The organism is Bacteroides sp. GM023 (assembly GCF_014750685.1).
Taxonomy (GTDB): domain Bacteria; phylum Bacteroidota; class Bacteroidia; order Bacteroidales; family Bacteroidaceae; genus Bacteroides.
The window spans coordinates 384,726-401,234 of sequence record NZ_JAAXGE010000001.1 but is presented as its reverse complement, the minus strand read 5'-3'; the positions used below and the strand labels follow the sequence as shown (position 1 = coordinate 401,234).

At 43.5% G+C, this 16,509-nt stretch carries 13 protein-coding genes and 1 pseudogene; 1 reads left to right on the top strand and 13 read right to left on the bottom strand.

Annotated features, from left to right (window positions below; genetic code table 11):
* Nucleotides 1-101: 101 nt before the first annotated feature.
* The 8 genes from HC965_RS01460 to HC965_RS01425 all read right to left on the bottom strand — a co-directional run bounded on the left by HC965_RS01460 (nucleotide 102) and on the right by HC965_RS01425 (nucleotide 6,161).
* Nucleotides 102-1,046 (bottom strand): nitronate monooxygenase family protein, encoded by a 945-nt coding sequence (locus tag HC965_RS01460; protein ID WP_191029757.1) that lies wholly within the window; start codon nucleotides 1,044-1,046, stop codon nucleotides 102-104.
* 167 nt (nucleotides 1,047-1,213) lie between these two features.
* Nucleotides 1,214-1,942 (bottom strand): DUF4858 domain-containing protein, encoded by a 729-nt coding sequence (locus tag HC965_RS01455; protein WP_191029756.1) that lies wholly within the window; start codon nucleotides 1,940-1,942, stop codon nucleotides 1,214-1,216.
* A 20-nt stretch (nucleotides 1,943-1,962) separates the two neighbouring features.
* A complete protein-coding gene (locus HC965_RS01450) occupies nucleotides 1,963-2,502 on the bottom strand; it encodes a DUF4858 domain-containing protein (protein WP_191029755.1) in 540 nt (179 codons plus the stop codon).
* A gap of 45 nt (nucleotides 2,503-2,547) precedes the next feature.
* Nucleotides 2,548-3,072, bottom strand: a complete 525-nt coding sequence (locus HC965_RS01445) for a DUF4943 family protein (protein ID WP_191029754.1) — start codon at nucleotides 3,070-3,072, stop codon at nucleotides 2,548-2,550.
* A gap of 11 nt (nucleotides 3,073-3,083) precedes the next feature.
* Complete coding sequence (locus HC965_RS01440; protein WP_191029753.1) at nucleotides 3,084-4,124, bottom strand: outer membrane beta-barrel protein; 1,041 nt, start codon at nucleotides 4,122-4,124, stop codon at nucleotides 3,084-3,086.
* On the bottom strand, nucleotides 4,108-4,659 hold the full coding sequence (locus HC965_RS01435; protein WP_191029752.1) for an RNA polymerase sigma factor: 552 nt from the start codon (nucleotides 4,657-4,659) through the stop codon (nucleotides 4,108-4,110). The genes HC965_RS01440 and HC965_RS01435 overlap by 17 nt, the downstream gene beginning before the upstream one ends.
* A gap of 268 nt (nucleotides 4,660-4,927) precedes the next feature.
* Nucleotides 4,928-5,776, bottom strand: coding sequence for a carboxylating nicotinate-nucleotide diphosphorylase (nadC, locus tag HC965_RS01430; protein WP_044654253.1), 849 nt, complete (start codon nucleotides 5,774-5,776; stop codon nucleotides 4,928-4,930).
* Nucleotides 5,769-6,161 carry a DUF4783 domain-containing protein gene (locus HC965_RS01425; RefSeq protein ID WP_191029751.1) on the bottom strand — a complete coding sequence of 131 codons (393 nt, stop codon included), beginning with the start codon at nucleotides 6,159-6,161 and terminating at the stop codon, nucleotides 5,769-5,771. Before HC965_RS01425 ends, nadC begins: the two co-directional genes overlap by 8 nt.
* Nucleotides 6,162-6,288: 127 nt before the next feature.
* On the opposite strand from HC965_RS01425, the gene rlmH reads away from it, so the two are divergent.
* Complete coding sequence (gene rlmH / locus HC965_RS01420) at nucleotides 6,289-6,762, top strand: 23S rRNA (pseudouridine(1915)-N(3))-methyltransferase RlmH (RefSeq protein WP_191029750.1); 474 nt, start codon at nucleotides 6,289-6,291, stop codon at nucleotides 6,760-6,762.
* 43 nt (nucleotides 6,763-6,805) lie between these two features.
* Here the strand turns inward: rlmH and HC965_RS01415 are convergent, their stop codons facing one another.
* From HC965_RS01415 to HC965_RS01395, 5 genes and pseudogenes are all read right to left on the bottom strand, one after another.
* Entirely contained in the window at nucleotides 6,806-7,441 is a 636-nt protein-coding gene (locus HC965_RS01415; RefSeq protein WP_191029749.1) for an HD domain-containing protein, read from the bottom strand.
* 133 nt (nucleotides 7,442-7,574) lie between these two features.
* A pseudogene (locus tag HC965_RS01410) lies at nucleotides 7,575-9,134 on the bottom strand (arylsulfatase).
* A 44-nt stretch (nucleotides 9,135-9,178) separates the two neighbouring features.
* Nucleotides 9,179-10,711 carry a sulfatase gene (locus HC965_RS01405; protein WP_191029748.1) on the bottom strand — a complete coding sequence of 511 codons (1,533 nt, stop codon included), beginning with the start codon at nucleotides 10,709-10,711 and terminating at the stop codon, nucleotides 9,179-9,181.
* 68 nt (nucleotides 10,712-10,779) lie between these two features.
* Complete coding sequence (locus HC965_RS01400) at nucleotides 10,780-12,801, bottom strand: RagB/SusD family nutrient uptake outer membrane protein (RefSeq protein ID WP_191029747.1); 2,022 nt, start codon at nucleotides 12,799-12,801, stop codon at nucleotides 10,780-10,782.
* A 10-nt stretch (nucleotides 12,802-12,811) separates the two neighbouring features.
* On the bottom strand, nucleotides 12,812-16,342 hold the full coding sequence (locus HC965_RS01395) for a TonB-dependent receptor (protein WP_191029746.1): 3,531 nt from the start codon (nucleotides 16,340-16,342) through the stop codon (nucleotides 12,812-12,814).
* Between the last annotated feature and the right edge of the window lie 167 nt (nucleotides 16,343-16,509).

Sequence of the window (16,509 nt, the reverse complement as noted above, 5' to 3'; positions counted from 1 at the left end):
TATGCAATCATATTTTTCTAAAAACCGTGAAATCCGCGTCATCCGTGCCTAAAATACCAATATCCTGCAAGGAAACCTTGCAGGGGCGCTACGCCCCTCATTTATCTTTCAAATAAATATTTCTTCCCCACCGCTTGACGATATGACTCCATCAATTCGTTCATCACTTCCGCCACCGACTGCCGACGGGATATAATGGAAGAAACCTGTCCTATTTCCAGTTCCCCTTCTTCCAAGTCGCCTTCAAACATACCTTTTTTGGCACGTCCCTTTCCCAACAGCATTCTTAACTCTTCGGGAGAAGCACCACTATCTTCCGCCTTTTCCACTGCATACCGGAAATCATTCTTTACCAAACGTGTCGGAGCCAGTTTCTTCAATAACAACTTAGTATCCCCCTCGCCAAGGCTCAAACAATAATCCTTAAATACCGGACTTGCCGAACTCTCTTCAGTCAAAGCAAAACGAGTTCCCATCTGCACTCCTTCAGCTCCCAAAACCATGGCAGCTAATATGCCTTCTCCCGTTCCGATACCACCGGCAGCTATAAGCGGTAAGGTTGTAGCTTCACGTACGGCAGGAATCAGACAGAAAGTCGTAGTTTCCTCACGACCGTTATGTCCGCCGGCTTCAAATCCTTCAGCCACTACGGCATCTACTCCTGCTTCTTCACACTTCACAGCAAAACGTGAGGAAGAAACCACATGAACAACTGTAATTCCACGCTCTTTCAACCATCCTGTCCATGTTTTCGGGTTTCCGGCAGAAGTAAAAACGATCTTCACTCCCTCTTCTACCACGATATTCATAATTTCCTCTATTTGAGGATACATCAAAGGAATGTTCACGCCAAAAGGAAGTTCCGTAGTCGCATGACATTTACGGATATGTTCACGCAAAGTTTCAGGATGCATAGAACCTGCACCGAGCAGCCCCAATCCACCTGCATTACTCACTGCGGAAGCAAGCCGCCAACCGCTACACCATACCATTCCACCTTGAATTATAGGATACTGAATCCCTAGAAGAGAAGTTATTCTGTTCATAATTAACAATTTATCAATGCGCCAATGATTTCATATCCCTATAAGAAAGCGATTCATTCACTAATGCGCTAATACAACAATATACAAATATATAAATTATTCAATTACAAACATTCTTCGGTCAGCATATTGTTGTATCGCAACATTAGTACATATATATAACGCCCTTACCGGGCAATCTGTTCGATTGGTTTATTTATCAGTACAGTCGTCGAGTCTCCGTAAGTCCGCAGAACCTCCAAGGTACGGGCACGATTATCTCTCCCTGTCTTATTCCAAAATTCTTTCGTAAAAACAGCCATCAGATCAAGTCCGCCGATAGTTCCGCCATTGATATATACCCCGCTACCACCAAACAAAGGAATGGGACTATCCATCACTACCGAATTCACCATCATCCCATTGGCACGTTCGCTCAACTGCCGGAAACGTACCCCGCTCGCCTGTATCTCATCCAAAGACTTGCGCACCCCTTTCGCCATCGGATTACGCGCCCAGTTAGAGTATGATCTTTGATGGCGCAGTTCATAGAAAGGATCTCCCCGCCAGGTGTTCTTATCCACCCTAATCTTCTTCTGATAGACGGGATCCCAATTATAACGGGTACTTGCCTTATACGGCATCAGGCTCAACACCACTTTCGGTTTAGGCAATGCTTCGGGTAGCGATTCGTCAGGTAGCATCCACTTCTTCTCCTCCGACATCCGGGGACTTCCTACCGCGCCGCCGAAATCAATCGACTTCACAGCATCCATATTCAAATGCAACTCCTGGTCGCTATCCAGCAACTTCTTCAGATGCAATGAGTCTTGCGCCGTCCATACTTGCGAATATGCAAGCAAAGTCGTCAGACACAACACCATAGTTGCCAAAAAACGTTTCATCAATCTATCCATCCTCTTTACTCTTTCATTACCTAATACTTTCCAAGTGCTTCTTGCGTGCCTGCACGCATCCGTTTCTTCCTGAACTGCCAAAATTCTTTCGTAAAGACTTGCAGCAAGTCCAGTCCGCTGAACAGCCCTCCGTTCACTCTCACCCCATTGCCTAATGATATACCATCGGGTGGCGGAAGTTTCATCTCCATCGTTATCGCCAATGTATCCAACGGCAACGAAGCATAAGCCGGATTATATGTCTCCAACATCAATAAGGGAAGTTTCTCACCGGTTATTCTCCGCCTGCTATACAAAGAATCCGATTCTACCACAGCCGAAGGAGAAATCACACGGGGAAGCGATTCATCAAAATGCATCCATCTTTTCTCTTTTGACATGCGGGGAGTTGCTGCGCCTGCATTAAATTCAATCTGCCTGACGGCTTCCTTATTCAGTTTCAGCTCCTCTCCATTCTTCAGCGAATTCTTCAACCGCAAGGAATCCTCTGCAGTCCATTGAGCATAGCAAACCCCTGTCAGCAGTAAAAAGACTACTGATACAAACAAACGTTCCCACATGAATGTTTTCTATTTTTTATTCCGAACGCAACTCCTTATTTAGTGTCACCACCAACGATAGCCCGATCCGCAAAGCGGCTCGTCATAGCACGGATCAATCGTCCAACGGGTCTTCGGATATTGTCGCTCTTCCCACCAACTACGATAACAGGCAGCTGCATCGAGCAGTTCTTCGTCGGTCAGGAAATAGATTGCTTCATAATTTTCAGCATTTGCTAACACCATTTTGCAACCCATTGACGGTGGTGTACCCTGACGGATATACTCAATCACCCAAAGCATACATTCACCCAACCGAATCTTACCGTTGTTCGTATTATAAACCGACGGGAAAGAAGGTATAATTGTCAAATCTTCTGCATATTTCAAAAGTTCGGGAATATCCTCTTCCATGAAATGAGGAACTTCCACCACTCCTTTATCATTCTTCATCTTATACGTACCCGACTTCAATTGCTTCACAAAAAGAGCAACATCCGGATTGTTATAATCCATTTCTTCGCTGCTGCATCCACTGAAAGATACAATCAGGCAAAGTGCCATCCACAGCATTACAAGTGTTTTTTTCATTTTCATAAGGATTAATACGTCATGCGAAGTCCGCAAAGTAAATTAAAATTAGTCGGCCGTTTCGTGCGTACCGTAGCCAGTTTCGAATCAGTGCTGAAATGATGCGAAATACCGGGTTCGGCAAAGACCGCAAGTCGGTCATTAATTTTATAATTGATTCCAATGCCGGCAGTCACTGCCAGTTGGATAGGTTCTTCCTTGAAACTATTGTCCGGCGCACCGGCTATGCATTTATCCGCTATTCCGCCTACAGTAGCGTAAAGGTCGATTTTCTTTGTATCCACCAACGTCACGTTTACCCGGACAGGGATACCTAAATAATGCAAATGTTGTCCTGCCGAACGGAGATTGGAATAAAGCAGTCCAGTTTCTATCCCCAGGTAATCGTTCAGTTTTCGTTCTATTGTCACCCCTGCGGAAACCGGCATTTTATACGTACCGTCCTCTGCCGGAAGCGCCGTACCAACCTGGGCTTTTATCGCCCAACGACGTTTCTTCGCAACTTTCTCCTGATTCACAGGCGAGGTCGCAGTCTCTTCCTGTACGGCAGAAGATTCTGCATTGCCATTCGCAGCCTGCCAGTAACCATGGTTACCTTGATTGCCGTAACGGTTGCCGTTAGTCGTAGTCGATGAGAACGAGAACGACATGGAGAATGTGATAGAAAGTGAATCCTCTTCTTCCACTTGCGACAACATACCGAATGATTTAGGAGCCGGCTTCGGCAAAACAGGTTCTACCGGCAACGGCAGTTGATTGACACGTATTCCGTCTCCATCCATCTGTCCCCCATTCGTCACGGCTATCTTCGTAAATGCTTCTTCCATCTCTTCCTTGGGAGAGAAATACAGGAAGGTAGCCGATGAAGCCGCCAAAACGAGCAATACAGATGCCGCAGCCGCCACGCGGAAGAGCAGAATCCGACGGCGATGTTGGCAAGCCACAGGAATATCCTGCGAGAGCTCTTCCCAAAAGCCATCCCGGACACTCATCCCTGCATCAGCAAGACGCGTGCGAAACAGATCGGTTATTTCATCATTTTCTTTCTTCATGATTCCTATACTCTTTAATTCTTTTTGCTAACAAATACTTGGCCCGGTGCAACTGCGAAGTAGACGAATGTTCCTTAATGTGAAGCATCTTGGCTATCTCCTTGTGCGACTTTTCTTCAAACACATAAAGGTTGAAAACGGTTCGGCAACCATCCGGCAATTCGGCAATGAATGCCATCAATCGCTCTTCGGATATTCCAGCCCCTCCTCCCGAGTCCGATATATCGGGGATATCGGGAAGTTGCTCTTCATGCACTACCAACTGATTGACTCGTTTCTCCCGTCTCAAATAATCGAGTGATTGAGTGACCATCACCCGGGTTATCCATGTGCAAAGCGAAGATTCGCCCCTGAAGGAGAAGTTGGTAAAAATCTTGATGAAACCGTCATGCAGTACATCGTGCGCCGCATCCATATCGCCCGTATAGCGGAAACAAACCGCCAGCATCTGTTTGGAATAGAGGGTGTAAAGTTCCTTGCGGGCTGAATCCTTTCCTGCCCGACAGCCCTTTATCAGTTCTATCTCGTTTTCCAAGTCAATTACCTTTTTAAAATCGAACGTATGTCTGCGTCGTTTTACCCATTAGACGCAAGAGTTTGAGGAATGCTGCAACAGAAAATGTTAAAGAATACAAATACAAAAGTTTTTTCTGAAGCATATGCAAAAACAGGGAAGATGGGGAACAGTCTTCAGATACAAATAACGCGGATAACGCGGATTCTTTTTGTCAAAGTCTTACCATCCGTGCCATCCGCGTTACGCGCGTCTTAAGAAATCTTCATGACAATCTTCTCTTTTTCATTTAGCAGGCCTTGAAGCTCATGTCCAGTCCTTTCACTGAATGAGTCAGAGCACCTACTGAGATGAAGTCTACGCCACATTCGGCATAGTCACGAAGAGTGTCAAAAGTGATACCGCCTGAAGATTCGGTTTCGTATTTGCCGGCTACCATCTCTACTGCCTTTTTCGTCATTTCGGGAGTGAAGTTATCAAACATGATACGGTCTACCCCACCGAGATCAAGAACTTGTTGCAGTTCGTCGAAGCTGCGGACTTCTATTTCTATTTTCAGGTCTTTCCCCTTTTCTTTGCAATATTCCTTGGCACGGGTGATAGCTTTGTCAATTCCTCCGGCAAAGTCCACATGATTATCTTTCAAAAGAATCATGTCGAACAGACCGATACGATGGTTCACACCGCCACCGATTTTCACAGCCATCTTTTCAAGGATACGCATACCCGGAGTCGTCTTACGGGTATCCAGTACGCGGGTATTTGTGCCTTCCAGTTTCTTTGCATATTTGCGGGTCATTGTAGCGATACCGCTCATGCGTTGCATCACGTTCAGCATCAATCGCTCGGTCTGAAGCAGTGATTGCACTTTTCCTTCCACTACCATCGCTACATCACCCGGCTTCACTTCTGTTCCGTCGTTGATAAAGACTTCGACTTTCATAGTCGGGTCGAAACGGTTGAAGATTTCCTTAGCTACTTCGATACCTGCCAGTACGCCGGCTTCTTTGATAAGCAATTTAGATTTTCCCATTGCCGTAGCGGGAATACATGAAAGGGTGGTATGGTCGCCATCACCTATATCTTCTGCAAAAGCAAGGTCGATCAATTTGTCGATCAATTCTTTTTCCTTATTCATTGATTTTGTCAATTCTTATTTGGTGTATTAAACATTTATCCTGTACTTTCTTGAGGAAACAATTCACACGAAAGTTCCCCTGCGTAGTAGCCAACGTTCCGATAACGAAACTTGATTCGTCCCGTTTTCCCTGATGGTTCACGTTAAATCCGCTGACTTTATTCTCCGTAAAGAATTCTTGCATCATAGCTGTCGCTTTCTGCTTGTCAACGTTTGTCGAGCGACCTTGGAGCACCAAGTTTACCTTGTCCCCCATATACTTACTTAGCTCTTGCGAGCTTCCTCTTTTAAATGCCGTAATCACTCCTGCCGGTATCTCTTGCGCCATTAGCAACGAGATGGAAAGAAGCAATGCAGCCATTCCTACGAGCACTCGTTTTTTCATAAATACAAGCTTTTAAGTTGAAGTTTAAAGACTTAAACTTTCAACTAATGATAGGCAAAGGTAAGCATTAATTGCAGAATAACATAAAAAATGCCTATTTTTGTGCATTAATCAGAATTATAGAGGCATGAAAACAACCCTGCTCGTCGTAGGACGAACCGTAGAACAACACTATATTACAGCTATCAACGACTATATCCAGCGTACAAAACGCTATATCACTTTTGATATGGAAGTGATTCCCGAACTGAAAAACACGAAGAGTCTTTCGATGGAAGTACAGAAAGAAAAAGAAGGTGAATTAATTCTGAAAGCGCTCCAACCGGGAGATGTGGTGGTGTTACTCGACGAACACGGAAAAGAGATGCGTTCTCTTGAATTTGCCGAATATATGAAACGGAAAATGAATACGGTCAACAAACGATTGGTCTTCATTATCGGTGGCCCTTACGGCTTCTCCGAAAAAGTCTATCAGGCATCTCACGAAAAGATTTCAATGTCGAAAATGACTTTCTCGCATCAGATGATCCGGCTGATATTTGTGGAGCAGATTTATCGGGCGATGACAATACTGAATGGTGGACCGTATCATCACGAATAAGCCTACACAACACTATAGAATAAGAGAAGAATAGATATAATTTTTATCCATTCTTCTCTTCTATATAAAGTTTATCAAAGACTTGTTGAAGTTCATCCTCATTAGCTATCAACTTTCGCAGTTCTGCCAACCGTCCGGCATTATCCGATTGAGGTATCCATAATTTCAAATATCCTCCTTCTTCGTATTTATTAGTAAGATGTTCACGAAAGCGCTTATATTGCTGCTCTTTATCCATCTCCGGATAATGAGACAATCCGTACTGAACGGTACGTCGTAACGTTACTTCAGGATCTATAATACGGTCGGCTTCGGCAACTATTTTTCCGTAGACGCTTCTCGGAGCCTGCTTATTGGACGCCCGGTGATCTTCTATCGCTTCTTTCATCTGCAATAGTTGTTCATCCGTAAACCAATGCCGCAAGGTTTCATCTTCCAGTAATATCCTGCCGGAGACTATATGATGAAATTCACGTCCTTCACACAGCCCCAAGTCATGATAAGCGGCGATGACATAAACCATCGAAACATCAACATCATAATAAGAAGCCAGTTTCAGACTTTCATCAATCACTTTTTCTGCATGATTGATTTGATGCGCCTTATCAAAATTGGCATATTGCGGAATAATCCTGTCCTGAATATATTCACGCAGTTTGAGAGGTAAATTATTAATCATCTACTATTTATATCGCTCTTTCTATTATTCATCTGCACAAATATAAGCATTATATTAAAGCAATAATTATGAGAAACAGAAAAATATAGAGATGAGATATAAACATTGGCAGGTGACAAATGAGCCTGTGTCACTATTTTCCTGAATACAAATCGTTATAGTACTTAATCCTCTCTTTCCATTTTTTATCTTCAAGCGGAAAAACATGGTTCTGTTCAGCCCACTTATTCCATCTGTCTTGCAGTTTCCTGACAAGAGCAGGATGCTGAGCGGATAAATCTTTTGTTTCAAACGGATCTGTTGATAAATCTATCAACTCTCATGCATCATGTCTGCCGGCACGTACCAATTTCCAATGATCAGAAATAATAGCACATGAAGCTTGATGTTCAAAGAATAGTTCCCTACTTTTTATTTTTTTACCGTTTATGACAGGAAGCAGACTCATTCCCGGCAAATTTTCTTTAATTTGTTTGGGATAGTGAGCTGATGCAATATTCATACAAGTAGGCAATACATCAATAAGATGTGCAGGCTGTCGGCATATTTCTCCTTTATGTTTATTCTTTTCAGGATTACCATAAGTCAGGATGAAAGGCGTACTAGTACCTCCCTGAAAGCACCATTGTTTGTAACTTCTATAGGGAGTGTTACTTAAATCTGCCATCAACTGACCCAAATATCCCCCTTCATTGGTAGCACCATTGTCACTCAAAAAGATGAATACAGTATTATCCAGCATTCCTTTCTGCTCCACAGTCTCAACCAGTTGACCTATACCATCATCCACAATCTCGACCATCGCTGCATAGGTTGCCATATCAGTAATCCAACGCTCTTGCTGTTGTTGCGTCAGTGCTACCCAAGCAGGACGTTTACCTTCAAATTCTCTTTGATAAACAGGCAATTCCATACCTTCCGGTACAAATCCCATTTCTTTTAAACGCTCAAAACGCTGCTTTCGCAATACGTCATAGCCTACCTTATAACGTTCCTTACACTTTTCCACACGTCCGGCAGGAGCTTGCAAAGGCAAATGCGGAGCATAATGGGCTACATACATGAACATCGGCTTATCAACAGGATGCTGCCTGATAAAGCTCACCGCTGAATCGGTTATAGCTGTCGTATAATAATAATCGTCAGGAAATCCGGTTATTCTTGTCAGATTGTGATACACCGGAGTGGGAGTATAATAACTACCACCCCCACTCAAACAACCATAATATTTATCAAACCCGCGCTGAACAGGATAACTGCCATTAGGAGCGTCAAAAGCATCGTCCAGGGTAAGATGCCACTTTCCACTCATATAAGTAGAATAACCATTGGCCTTCATTACTTCGGCAATGGTAGGAATCTCTTTTGTTATTTCACCTCTATACCCCGGACGATGTTCATCCACCGCTGTCATCCACCCCATTCCTACATCATGTTGATAGTGCCCGGTCAACAAAGAAGCCCGGCTGGGACAACTTCTTCCCGTATTCTTAAACTGACTGAAACGGATCCCCTTTTCTGCCAATCCGTCAATGTTAGGTGTATGGATTTCACCCCCATAACAACCTATATCGGAGAATCCCATATCATCACATAAAATCAAAATAATATTCGGAGACGCATTATTCTGCGCATTTATACAGGACACTCCTGCTACCCCCAATAATAAAGAAGAATAAATCAGTCTTTGCATATTGCTCCTTTCACATTATTATTCAAAATCACTTTGTTGTTTTTCTACCTATTTTTAACTTCATCCGGCCAGGGAATTGCTTCTCCCGTAGCTTTAAGAAACGGACGTTGAGCATCCTTTTTCCGTAAATATACGCCTAATTCCTTAGATAACTTCCTTACTATATCCGGAAAATCTTCCACAAGATTATTTTTTTCCGAGATGTCTTCTGCAATATTAAATAATTCCTTCTTCCCCGAACCATAATAATAGATCATCTTCCAGTCCCCTTTACGAATAGTACAACTGGCTCCGAATCCCGGTCCCGGCTGTCCCCAACCATTCGGGAAATTCCAATATAAAGCCCGGTTCCTGGATGGATCGCCGTTTCCCTTCAATAAAGGAACAAAACTGACTCCATCTACATGCTGCACCGTACGATAATGTCTGATCTGCGCCATTTCAAGAATAGAAGGGAAGAAATCCTCCATAATCAAATATTTGTCACACTCGGAACCGGGATGGGTCACATCCGGCCAGTACACTATCATCGGCTCACGAATCCCCCCCTCATGTGCCGAACCTTTCCCACTGCTAAGCGGAGCATTTTGCACATATTGCTGTGCCCGCCAGTAAGTCTCCGATGCCAGTCCACCGTTGTCGGACATGAAAAGGATAATCGTATTATCCATCAATCCATTACTTTCCAGATAACTCATCAAATCACCCAAACTCTTATCCATCCCCTCGATAAGCGCCGCATAAGCGGCCTCATTGTCCACCAATCCTTTTTTCTTGTACTTTTCGTAAAATCTCATATCCTTCTCCAATGGGACATGAATGGCATAATGTGACATATACAAGAAAAACGGCTTATCTTCCTGTTTCACTTTATCAAGAGCTTTTATCGCTTCCAAAGTCAATGCTTCCGTCAAGAAAATATCCTTTCCATAATACTCTTCCAATCCGGGAACAGCAAATACATTCGACTGACGTCCGTTGCAAGCATTCCCAAAGTTTGCAACTCCCAAATAAGAACCCGGTGCACCGGCCGCACCTCCATTTATATTGATATTAAATCCTAGATTCAAAGGATTCTCCCCCGGTGTAGTTCGTGCGGCGAAATGTGCCTTGCCGCAATGTATAGTGTAATACCCATTGTCTTTTAATACCTGTGCCAATGACGTCGCATACGTGCAACGCTCTATTTTATCTTGTTGGCAGAATCCATTTACATTCCATCGGGGATAAATCAAACTATCGTTCTGCCCGTCAGTGGATACATTACGTTCCAATGTCCAGTTAGTAACTCTGTGGCAGACACTATTCATACCTGTAAACAGGCTGACACGGCTGGGAGAACTGACACTGTTGGCGTAAGCCTGAGTAAACTTCATCCCCTTGCCGGCAAGCCGCTCCATGTTAGGAGTTTCATAAATCTCATTATTAGCTGTTTTCTGATTCCAAAACGGTACGGAAGTATCCTGCCAACCCATATCGTCTACCAAAAACAACAAAATATTAGGTCGCTTCTCAGCCTGTACATTAGCTATATTTCCTGCAAAACACAGGAATAATAATGAAGTCAATTTTTTCATATATTACTCTTATTGAGAAAAACTGCATCTTGCGAACGAAGATGCAGTTTTTTTTATTTAAACATTCCTTATTTTATCCCGACCGGTCCTTCGTTAGCAACGGTAGGCCATCCCGGATTCTGGTAAATAATAGAAGTGCTAAGATCGTTAGGATTCGAAGCAGTTATTCTGAAATGCGTGATAGCAATCGGACTCAGATAATGCGCTTCACACCACGAATATCCTGCATCATACATCAGATTATTAGTTTTCACGGCACGATAAGGACAGATATACTTGCCACTATTGACATAGCTCGACACATTGGATGTCTGTCCTTGTGTTCCCTCCTGTACCAGGAGATTCTTCCCGTCCTGCATATACATATCCTTCAAATCTGATTCCCACAGATTCACTCCCTGAATCACGAAATTCTTAACTTGATCCAGTGCTCTCCAGCGTTTTAAATCCAGCATGCGCAGACCTTCCGCCACCAATTCACAACGACGTTCACGACGTATATCGTATAATAAAGGAGAGACTTGTTTTCCTGCCGAATATACAGCCCAGTCACTTTCTTTGGATAGATCCGTATTATCCACCGTCACGGCATAATCTCTCGGCAATCCTGCCCTCTCGCGAAGATCTCCCCAATATCCGGCCGCTTCCGAACCGATAGAAGTCCCATTATGCTCCATACAATCGGCTTCGATATAATTAAGATATGCCTCGGCTACACGATATACCGGACAACCTTCAATCGCCGTATTACCGTCGCGATACCAATTGTCGGAAAGCCCTTTGCGCACCTGATAACCCGTAACACATCTTGTTTCCTTTATTTCCAAAAGGCTCGGCGCTTCCTTAAGTACATCGGGAGTACCATTCATTATGATCGGACTAAGGGTTTCACCCGGCGTCATCATGAAAAGTTGCAGACGCAAATCTCTGTTTTTGCGTACATCCAGTAATGACTCGTCGCCTTTATACTGTCCGGTCGCATAAATCGGTTTACCGTCACGGCAAAGGAAACTTTCCACATAGTGCCGAGTATAGCCCGTATTACCTCCTACCCGAATATAGTAAGGAGCTGAATGTACAACATTATATTCCAATTGGTTATAAGCACGCCACAATAATACCTCTGAATATCCTTCCAGACTATTGGCGGAGAATTGAGCAAAATAGGGGTTGCTCATTTTATATTTATCATCATCTGTTTTGACTGTTTCATCTACGCAATCTTTCGCCGTATTCTGTACCAGGGCTGCATTACCAATCACTTCTTTGGCTGCGGCTTTCGCTTCCTTCAGGAAGAAGGTGATTTCTGTGTCTATACTGAAACCTGCTATATCTTCCGCTTTCCCCGGCCATCCCGGACCACCCGGAACTAAAGCCGTACCTCTGTGATATGTCAGCCAGGAAGCCTCAAACAAAGCAGCTCTCGATTTCAGCAATAAAGCCGCATTTTTGGTAATACGATTCTTCCCGCCGGAAATATTATTGGTCAACAGACCGATAGCATTATCCAAATCTTCCAGAATGAAACGAGCAACCTTATAGCGGGGCTCCCGTTTGCTGGCTGCCGTCAAAGACTCGTTCTCATCCGGCAATGTATTCTTTATAATAGGAAAATCACCAAAAGTCTCCAGTTTCGACAAATAATTCTTAGCGCGTAAAAAATACATTTCGCCGATATAATGTTTGATATTTGTTTCCGAACCTTCTATTTCTCCTTTCTCAAAACGGGGTACTACTGTTTCGAGGAAATAATTCGCTTCACGAATAGCCGCAAAATACCACGGGTCGTCCGATGCAGGGTTACTATAAGATTCAGCCACCTTCCACTGACCGGGAATCCACTTATTGTCATAGTCAGTGGCAACCTGATTATCAGTCGCATTATCATTTTTCCATATACCTGCATTCCATCCGCTATGCGTAGTGAAGTTGTAGTGTTTAACGGCATAGGCGGCCAAGTCATTTTCAGTGAAGAAAAAGTTGTCCGGAGTCACGCTATCCAGCGGTTCCCTATCCAAGAAATCATTGCAAGAAGCAAGAATGAAGCTTCCCCCTGCCAGCAAAAACAAATATTGAATTATCTTTTTCATACGTCATCAATTAAAAGTTAACACTAAATCCTGTGGAGAAAGTACGGGACAGCGGATACGTTTTTCCCGATTGATTTGAACCGTCTTTTGCTCCATATCCGGTGTTAATCGTTTCCGGGTCAAATCCTTCGGGCAATCCCGTAAGAGTGAATAAATTTTCTCCTGAGAAGAATACTCTCAAATTGGAAATACCTATTTTACGGGTTATCTGTGCAGGGATAGTATATCCGATCTGCAGATTCTTTAGCCGTACATAAGCGGCATTTTGCAGATAACCGGTCTGTGTCTTTTGGTTTTTAGCATAATTGTCAACCAAGATACGGGGGAAATACGCATTCGTGTTGGCACTCCAAAACTCATCGCCTTCTTCGCGGAAGAAATCAAGATGAGAAGTAAAGCACGCCGATTGCCATATACCGCCGGTAGCTCCCCAAAACATATTATCATTCAGCCATGCATCCCGTTTTGCCACTCCCTGAAAGAACAGGCGTACGTCGAAACCTTTCCAGGATGCATTCAAGTCCAGACCGAACCTGAGCCGGGGAGAACTGTTGCCGATAATTCTTTTATCTCCCGGATCATCAAGAGTAGCTCCATCGGAAATCTTACCGTCACCATTCAAATCACGGTACATGATGTCACCTGCACCCCATTTGCTGCCTATCGCATCTTGTCCGCCTTTCGGCAATGAAGCAAGATGAGCGTCCATTTCTTCCTGGCTCTTGGCTATACCGATTGTTTCAAATCCCCATATATCACCGTTATATTTACCTACATACCAAGTATTAATTTTGCCTGTCTTATTGGGATATTTTAAAATTTTCTGACGGTCGTCCGACAATAGCAGGTGTACTCCATAATTAAAATCCTTGATCTGATCTCTCCAGCCTAAATCCAGTTCGAAACCGGTAGACTGCATATCAGCATTGTTCATTTTAGGAACATTCGCTCCCAAAGTCACAGGAAGTTCGGGAGCCGGGCCTACCATATTGATAGTTTTCCGGTTGAACCAGTCGAAACTTACAGTCAGCCGGTTGTTCAGCAATCCCAAGTCGAAACCGATATTCCATGACCGCATGGTTTCCCAGCCTAACAATGCCGAAATCAAATCCGGTGCATTCGCCGTGTTGGGACGACTGTCATTAATCAGCCAATGAGAATTGGGGTCTTGTGCCACAAACTTCATTAATTGGATATACGGATATAGGTTCTCCGTATTCTGATTGCCTAATTCTCCCCATGAGCCACGAACTTTCAGATTGTTGATGACATGATTGTAAGGCTCCATAAATGCCTCACGCGCCACATTCCATCCGGCAGAGAATGAAGGAAACAAGTTCCAGCGTTTATCTTTTGCAAAACGTGAAGTTCCGTCGTAGCGGAGATTCACTTCAAACAGATAGCGTTCTTTATAATCGTAATTCAATCGACCGAAGAAACCGGCTGTCGCCCAATGAGTCAACTTGGACTTATCAATCGTAGATTCTCCCGTAGCAGCATTAATATTGGGGATAGATTCTGAAATCAAATCCAGTTTCGTAGCCTGCAACTGTCGCCATTTATTTACTTCGGCCTGAAATCCTGCCATCACTTTCACATGATGCGCGTCAGCAAAAGTCCGGCTGTATTCACTATAAACATTGGCGTTGAAATAATTGGTACGTTCGGCACCTTCGGTCACTTTCGATGTTTTCCATGTATCACCCATATAAGGTTCACCGGCTATGTTCATCTGCGGCACTTTTAAGTAATCCGTATGAGAAAAGGTATCAATCACTTTATAATTAATCTCACCGAAGATTTTCCAGTCTTTGATAGGTTCAATCACCACTTGGAATTGCTGGTATAGCCAGTCTGTCTGCGAATTATTGTCACCTCCATAGAGAATAGGCCGGATGATGGTGTTACCCATCGGATAACCGTTAGGGTCTACCGTAGGTTCCATCGGCCAACGTTTGGCTATATTCGCATAAAGTGTATTATCAGTCATGGCAGTGGGCTTGGAATAGTCTTTCCTCATGTATTTCATACTATAATTCATACTAAGCCAAGGGTAAAGCTGTGCATTAATCTTGCTGCTCACCGAGTAACGCTGCAATTTATCTCGACGGATGGCCATCATACCTTCCTGTCCCATGTAATTTCCTGAAAAATAATATTGGATTTTGTCCGTTCCGCCACTGACACTAAGCGAATGTTCCTGCGAGAATGCCGTACCACCGAATACTACATCATACCAATCCGTATTCGTATTACCAATCCAGTCCCAAATGGTAGGAGTATTCCGGTTAGGTTGGGTGGTGGTAGTAATCACTCCCGACGCATAATCTTTGATAGCCTGAAGACGGGTATCATCAAACTGCACAGCCGTTTTACCGTCATTCAACTGCATCTTGTTGAAATACATGGAGTATGTATATGCATCTGCCACGTCCGGCAAATTGATAGCCTGCGACCAACGAAAACTATTATTGTAATTGACTGCTACCTTTCCGGCTTTTCCTTTCTTGGTCGTTATCAGCACGACTCCGAACGGTGCACGCGAACCGTAGATAGAAGAGGCTGCCGCATCCTTCAATACAGATATGCTTTCAATATCATTCGGATTCAGCATATTCATATTCCCCTCCATACCGTCGATCAGAATCAACGGAGACGCATTAGAGCCATCACCAATCGTACCGGCTCCACGAATATTGACTTTCATGTCTGCACCTATCTCACCGCCATTACCGTCGGAAGCATAGGAGAAGTTCATTCCCGGTACCAGTCCTTGTAAAGCCTGGCTTATGTTGGAAACCGGGCGTGACAATAAATCATCAGCATTGACTGTAGATACCGAGCCTGTCAGGTTCACTTTCTTCTGCGTACCAAAACCTACAACGACGATTTCATCCAGCGTCTTCGTATCTTCTTTCAGGATAATCGACAAGGTTTTGCCACCTTGCGCCTTCACGGTCTGGGACATATAACCTACATAAGAAACTGTGAGCGTTGCGTTGGGAGATGCTACATCCAGAGTGAAATATCCATCCACATCTGTTATCACACCATTTTTAGTGCCATCTTCCATCACAGTAGCTCCAATCACAGGATCGCCATACATATCCGTCACCTTTCCTTTGATACGTACCACCTGTTTGACGGAAGCTGTATCCGGTATCTCCGTAGATAGGATGATCTTCTTATTATTTACAACGTATTTTACGCTCGTATTTTTAAACAGTTCGTTCAATATCGTAAAGATGTTACTATGTTCGGTTAGTATCGACACCCGGCGATTCACATCTACATGACTGTCATTATAGAAAAAACTAAATTCAGATTGTGATTCAATTTGAGAAAGTACTTCTTTTACAGTCAGGTTATTTGCTTTCAAATTAATTATAGTGCGCTGGGCATAGCTGTCGTTGGCACATAGAAAACCAACAGTACAAAAACAGAATACAAAAAGTAATTTCATAGTCAATGGAATTTTCCCCAAAACAGCAGGCACGGGATTATCCGCCCATAATTGTTGGACATAGTTGTTTTTCTTCATATCTTTGCATGGATTAAAGTTAAGAAATAATTTATTCTGTTTGCATGCAAACAGTTTAAGGACTTTCACATACAGGCGGATGTTAGCGCATCATGCCTGTATGTCTTTTTTGTTTAAGGGGGGTGATAATGTTTCATAATAGTATCAAATTTAATTAGTTAAACATA

What these genes read in the sequence shown, in the direction of transcription:
- HC965_RS01415 (WP_191029749.1), bottom strand. Translation starts at nt 7,441, where the DNA reads ATGATTAATAATTTACCTCTCAAACTGCGTGAATATATTCAGGACAGG.
- HC965_RS01450 (WP_191029755.1), bottom strand. Translation starts at nt 2,502, where the DNA reads ATGTGGGAACGTTTGTTTGTATCAGTAGTCTTTTTACTGCTGACAGGG.
- HC965_RS01440 (WP_191029753.1), bottom strand. Translation starts at nt 4,124, where the DNA reads ATGAAGAAAGAAAATGATGAAATAACCGATCTGTTTCGCACGCGTCTT.
- nadC (WP_044654253.1), bottom strand. Translation starts at nt 5,776, where the DNA reads ATGAATAAGGAAAAAGAATTGATCGACAAATTGATCGACCTTGCTTTT.
- HC965_RS01395 (WP_191029746.1), bottom strand. Translation starts at nt 16,342, where the DNA reads ATGAAGAAAAACAACTATGTCCAACAATTATGGGCGGATAATCCCGTG.
- HC965_RS01400 (WP_191029747.1), bottom strand. Translation starts at nt 12,801, where the DNA reads ATGAAAAAGATAATTCAATATTTGTTTTTGCTGGCAGGGGGAAGCTTC.
- rlmH (WP_191029750.1), top strand. Translation starts at nt 6,289, where the DNA reads ATGAAAACAACCCTGCTCGTCGTAGGACGAACCGTAGAACAACACTAT.
- HC965_RS01455 (WP_191029756.1), bottom strand. Translation starts at nt 1,942, where the DNA reads ATGGATAGATTGATGAAACGTTTTTTGGCAACTATGGTGTTGTGTCTG.
- HC965_RS01425 (WP_191029751.1), bottom strand. Translation starts at nt 6,161, where the DNA reads ATGAAAAAACGAGTGCTCGTAGGAATGGCTGCATTGCTTCTTTCCATC.
- HC965_RS01445 (WP_191029754.1), bottom strand. Translation starts at nt 3,072, where the DNA reads ATGAAAAAAACACTTGTAATGCTGTGGATGGCACTTTGCCTGATTGTA.
- HC965_RS01460 (WP_191029757.1), bottom strand. Translation starts at nt 1,046, where the DNA reads ATGAACAGAATAACTTCTCTTCTAGGGATTCAGTATCCTATAATTCAA.
- HC965_RS01405 (WP_191029748.1), bottom strand. Translation starts at nt 10,711, where the DNA reads ATGAAAAAATTGACTTCATTATTATTCCTGTGTTTTGCAGGAAATATA.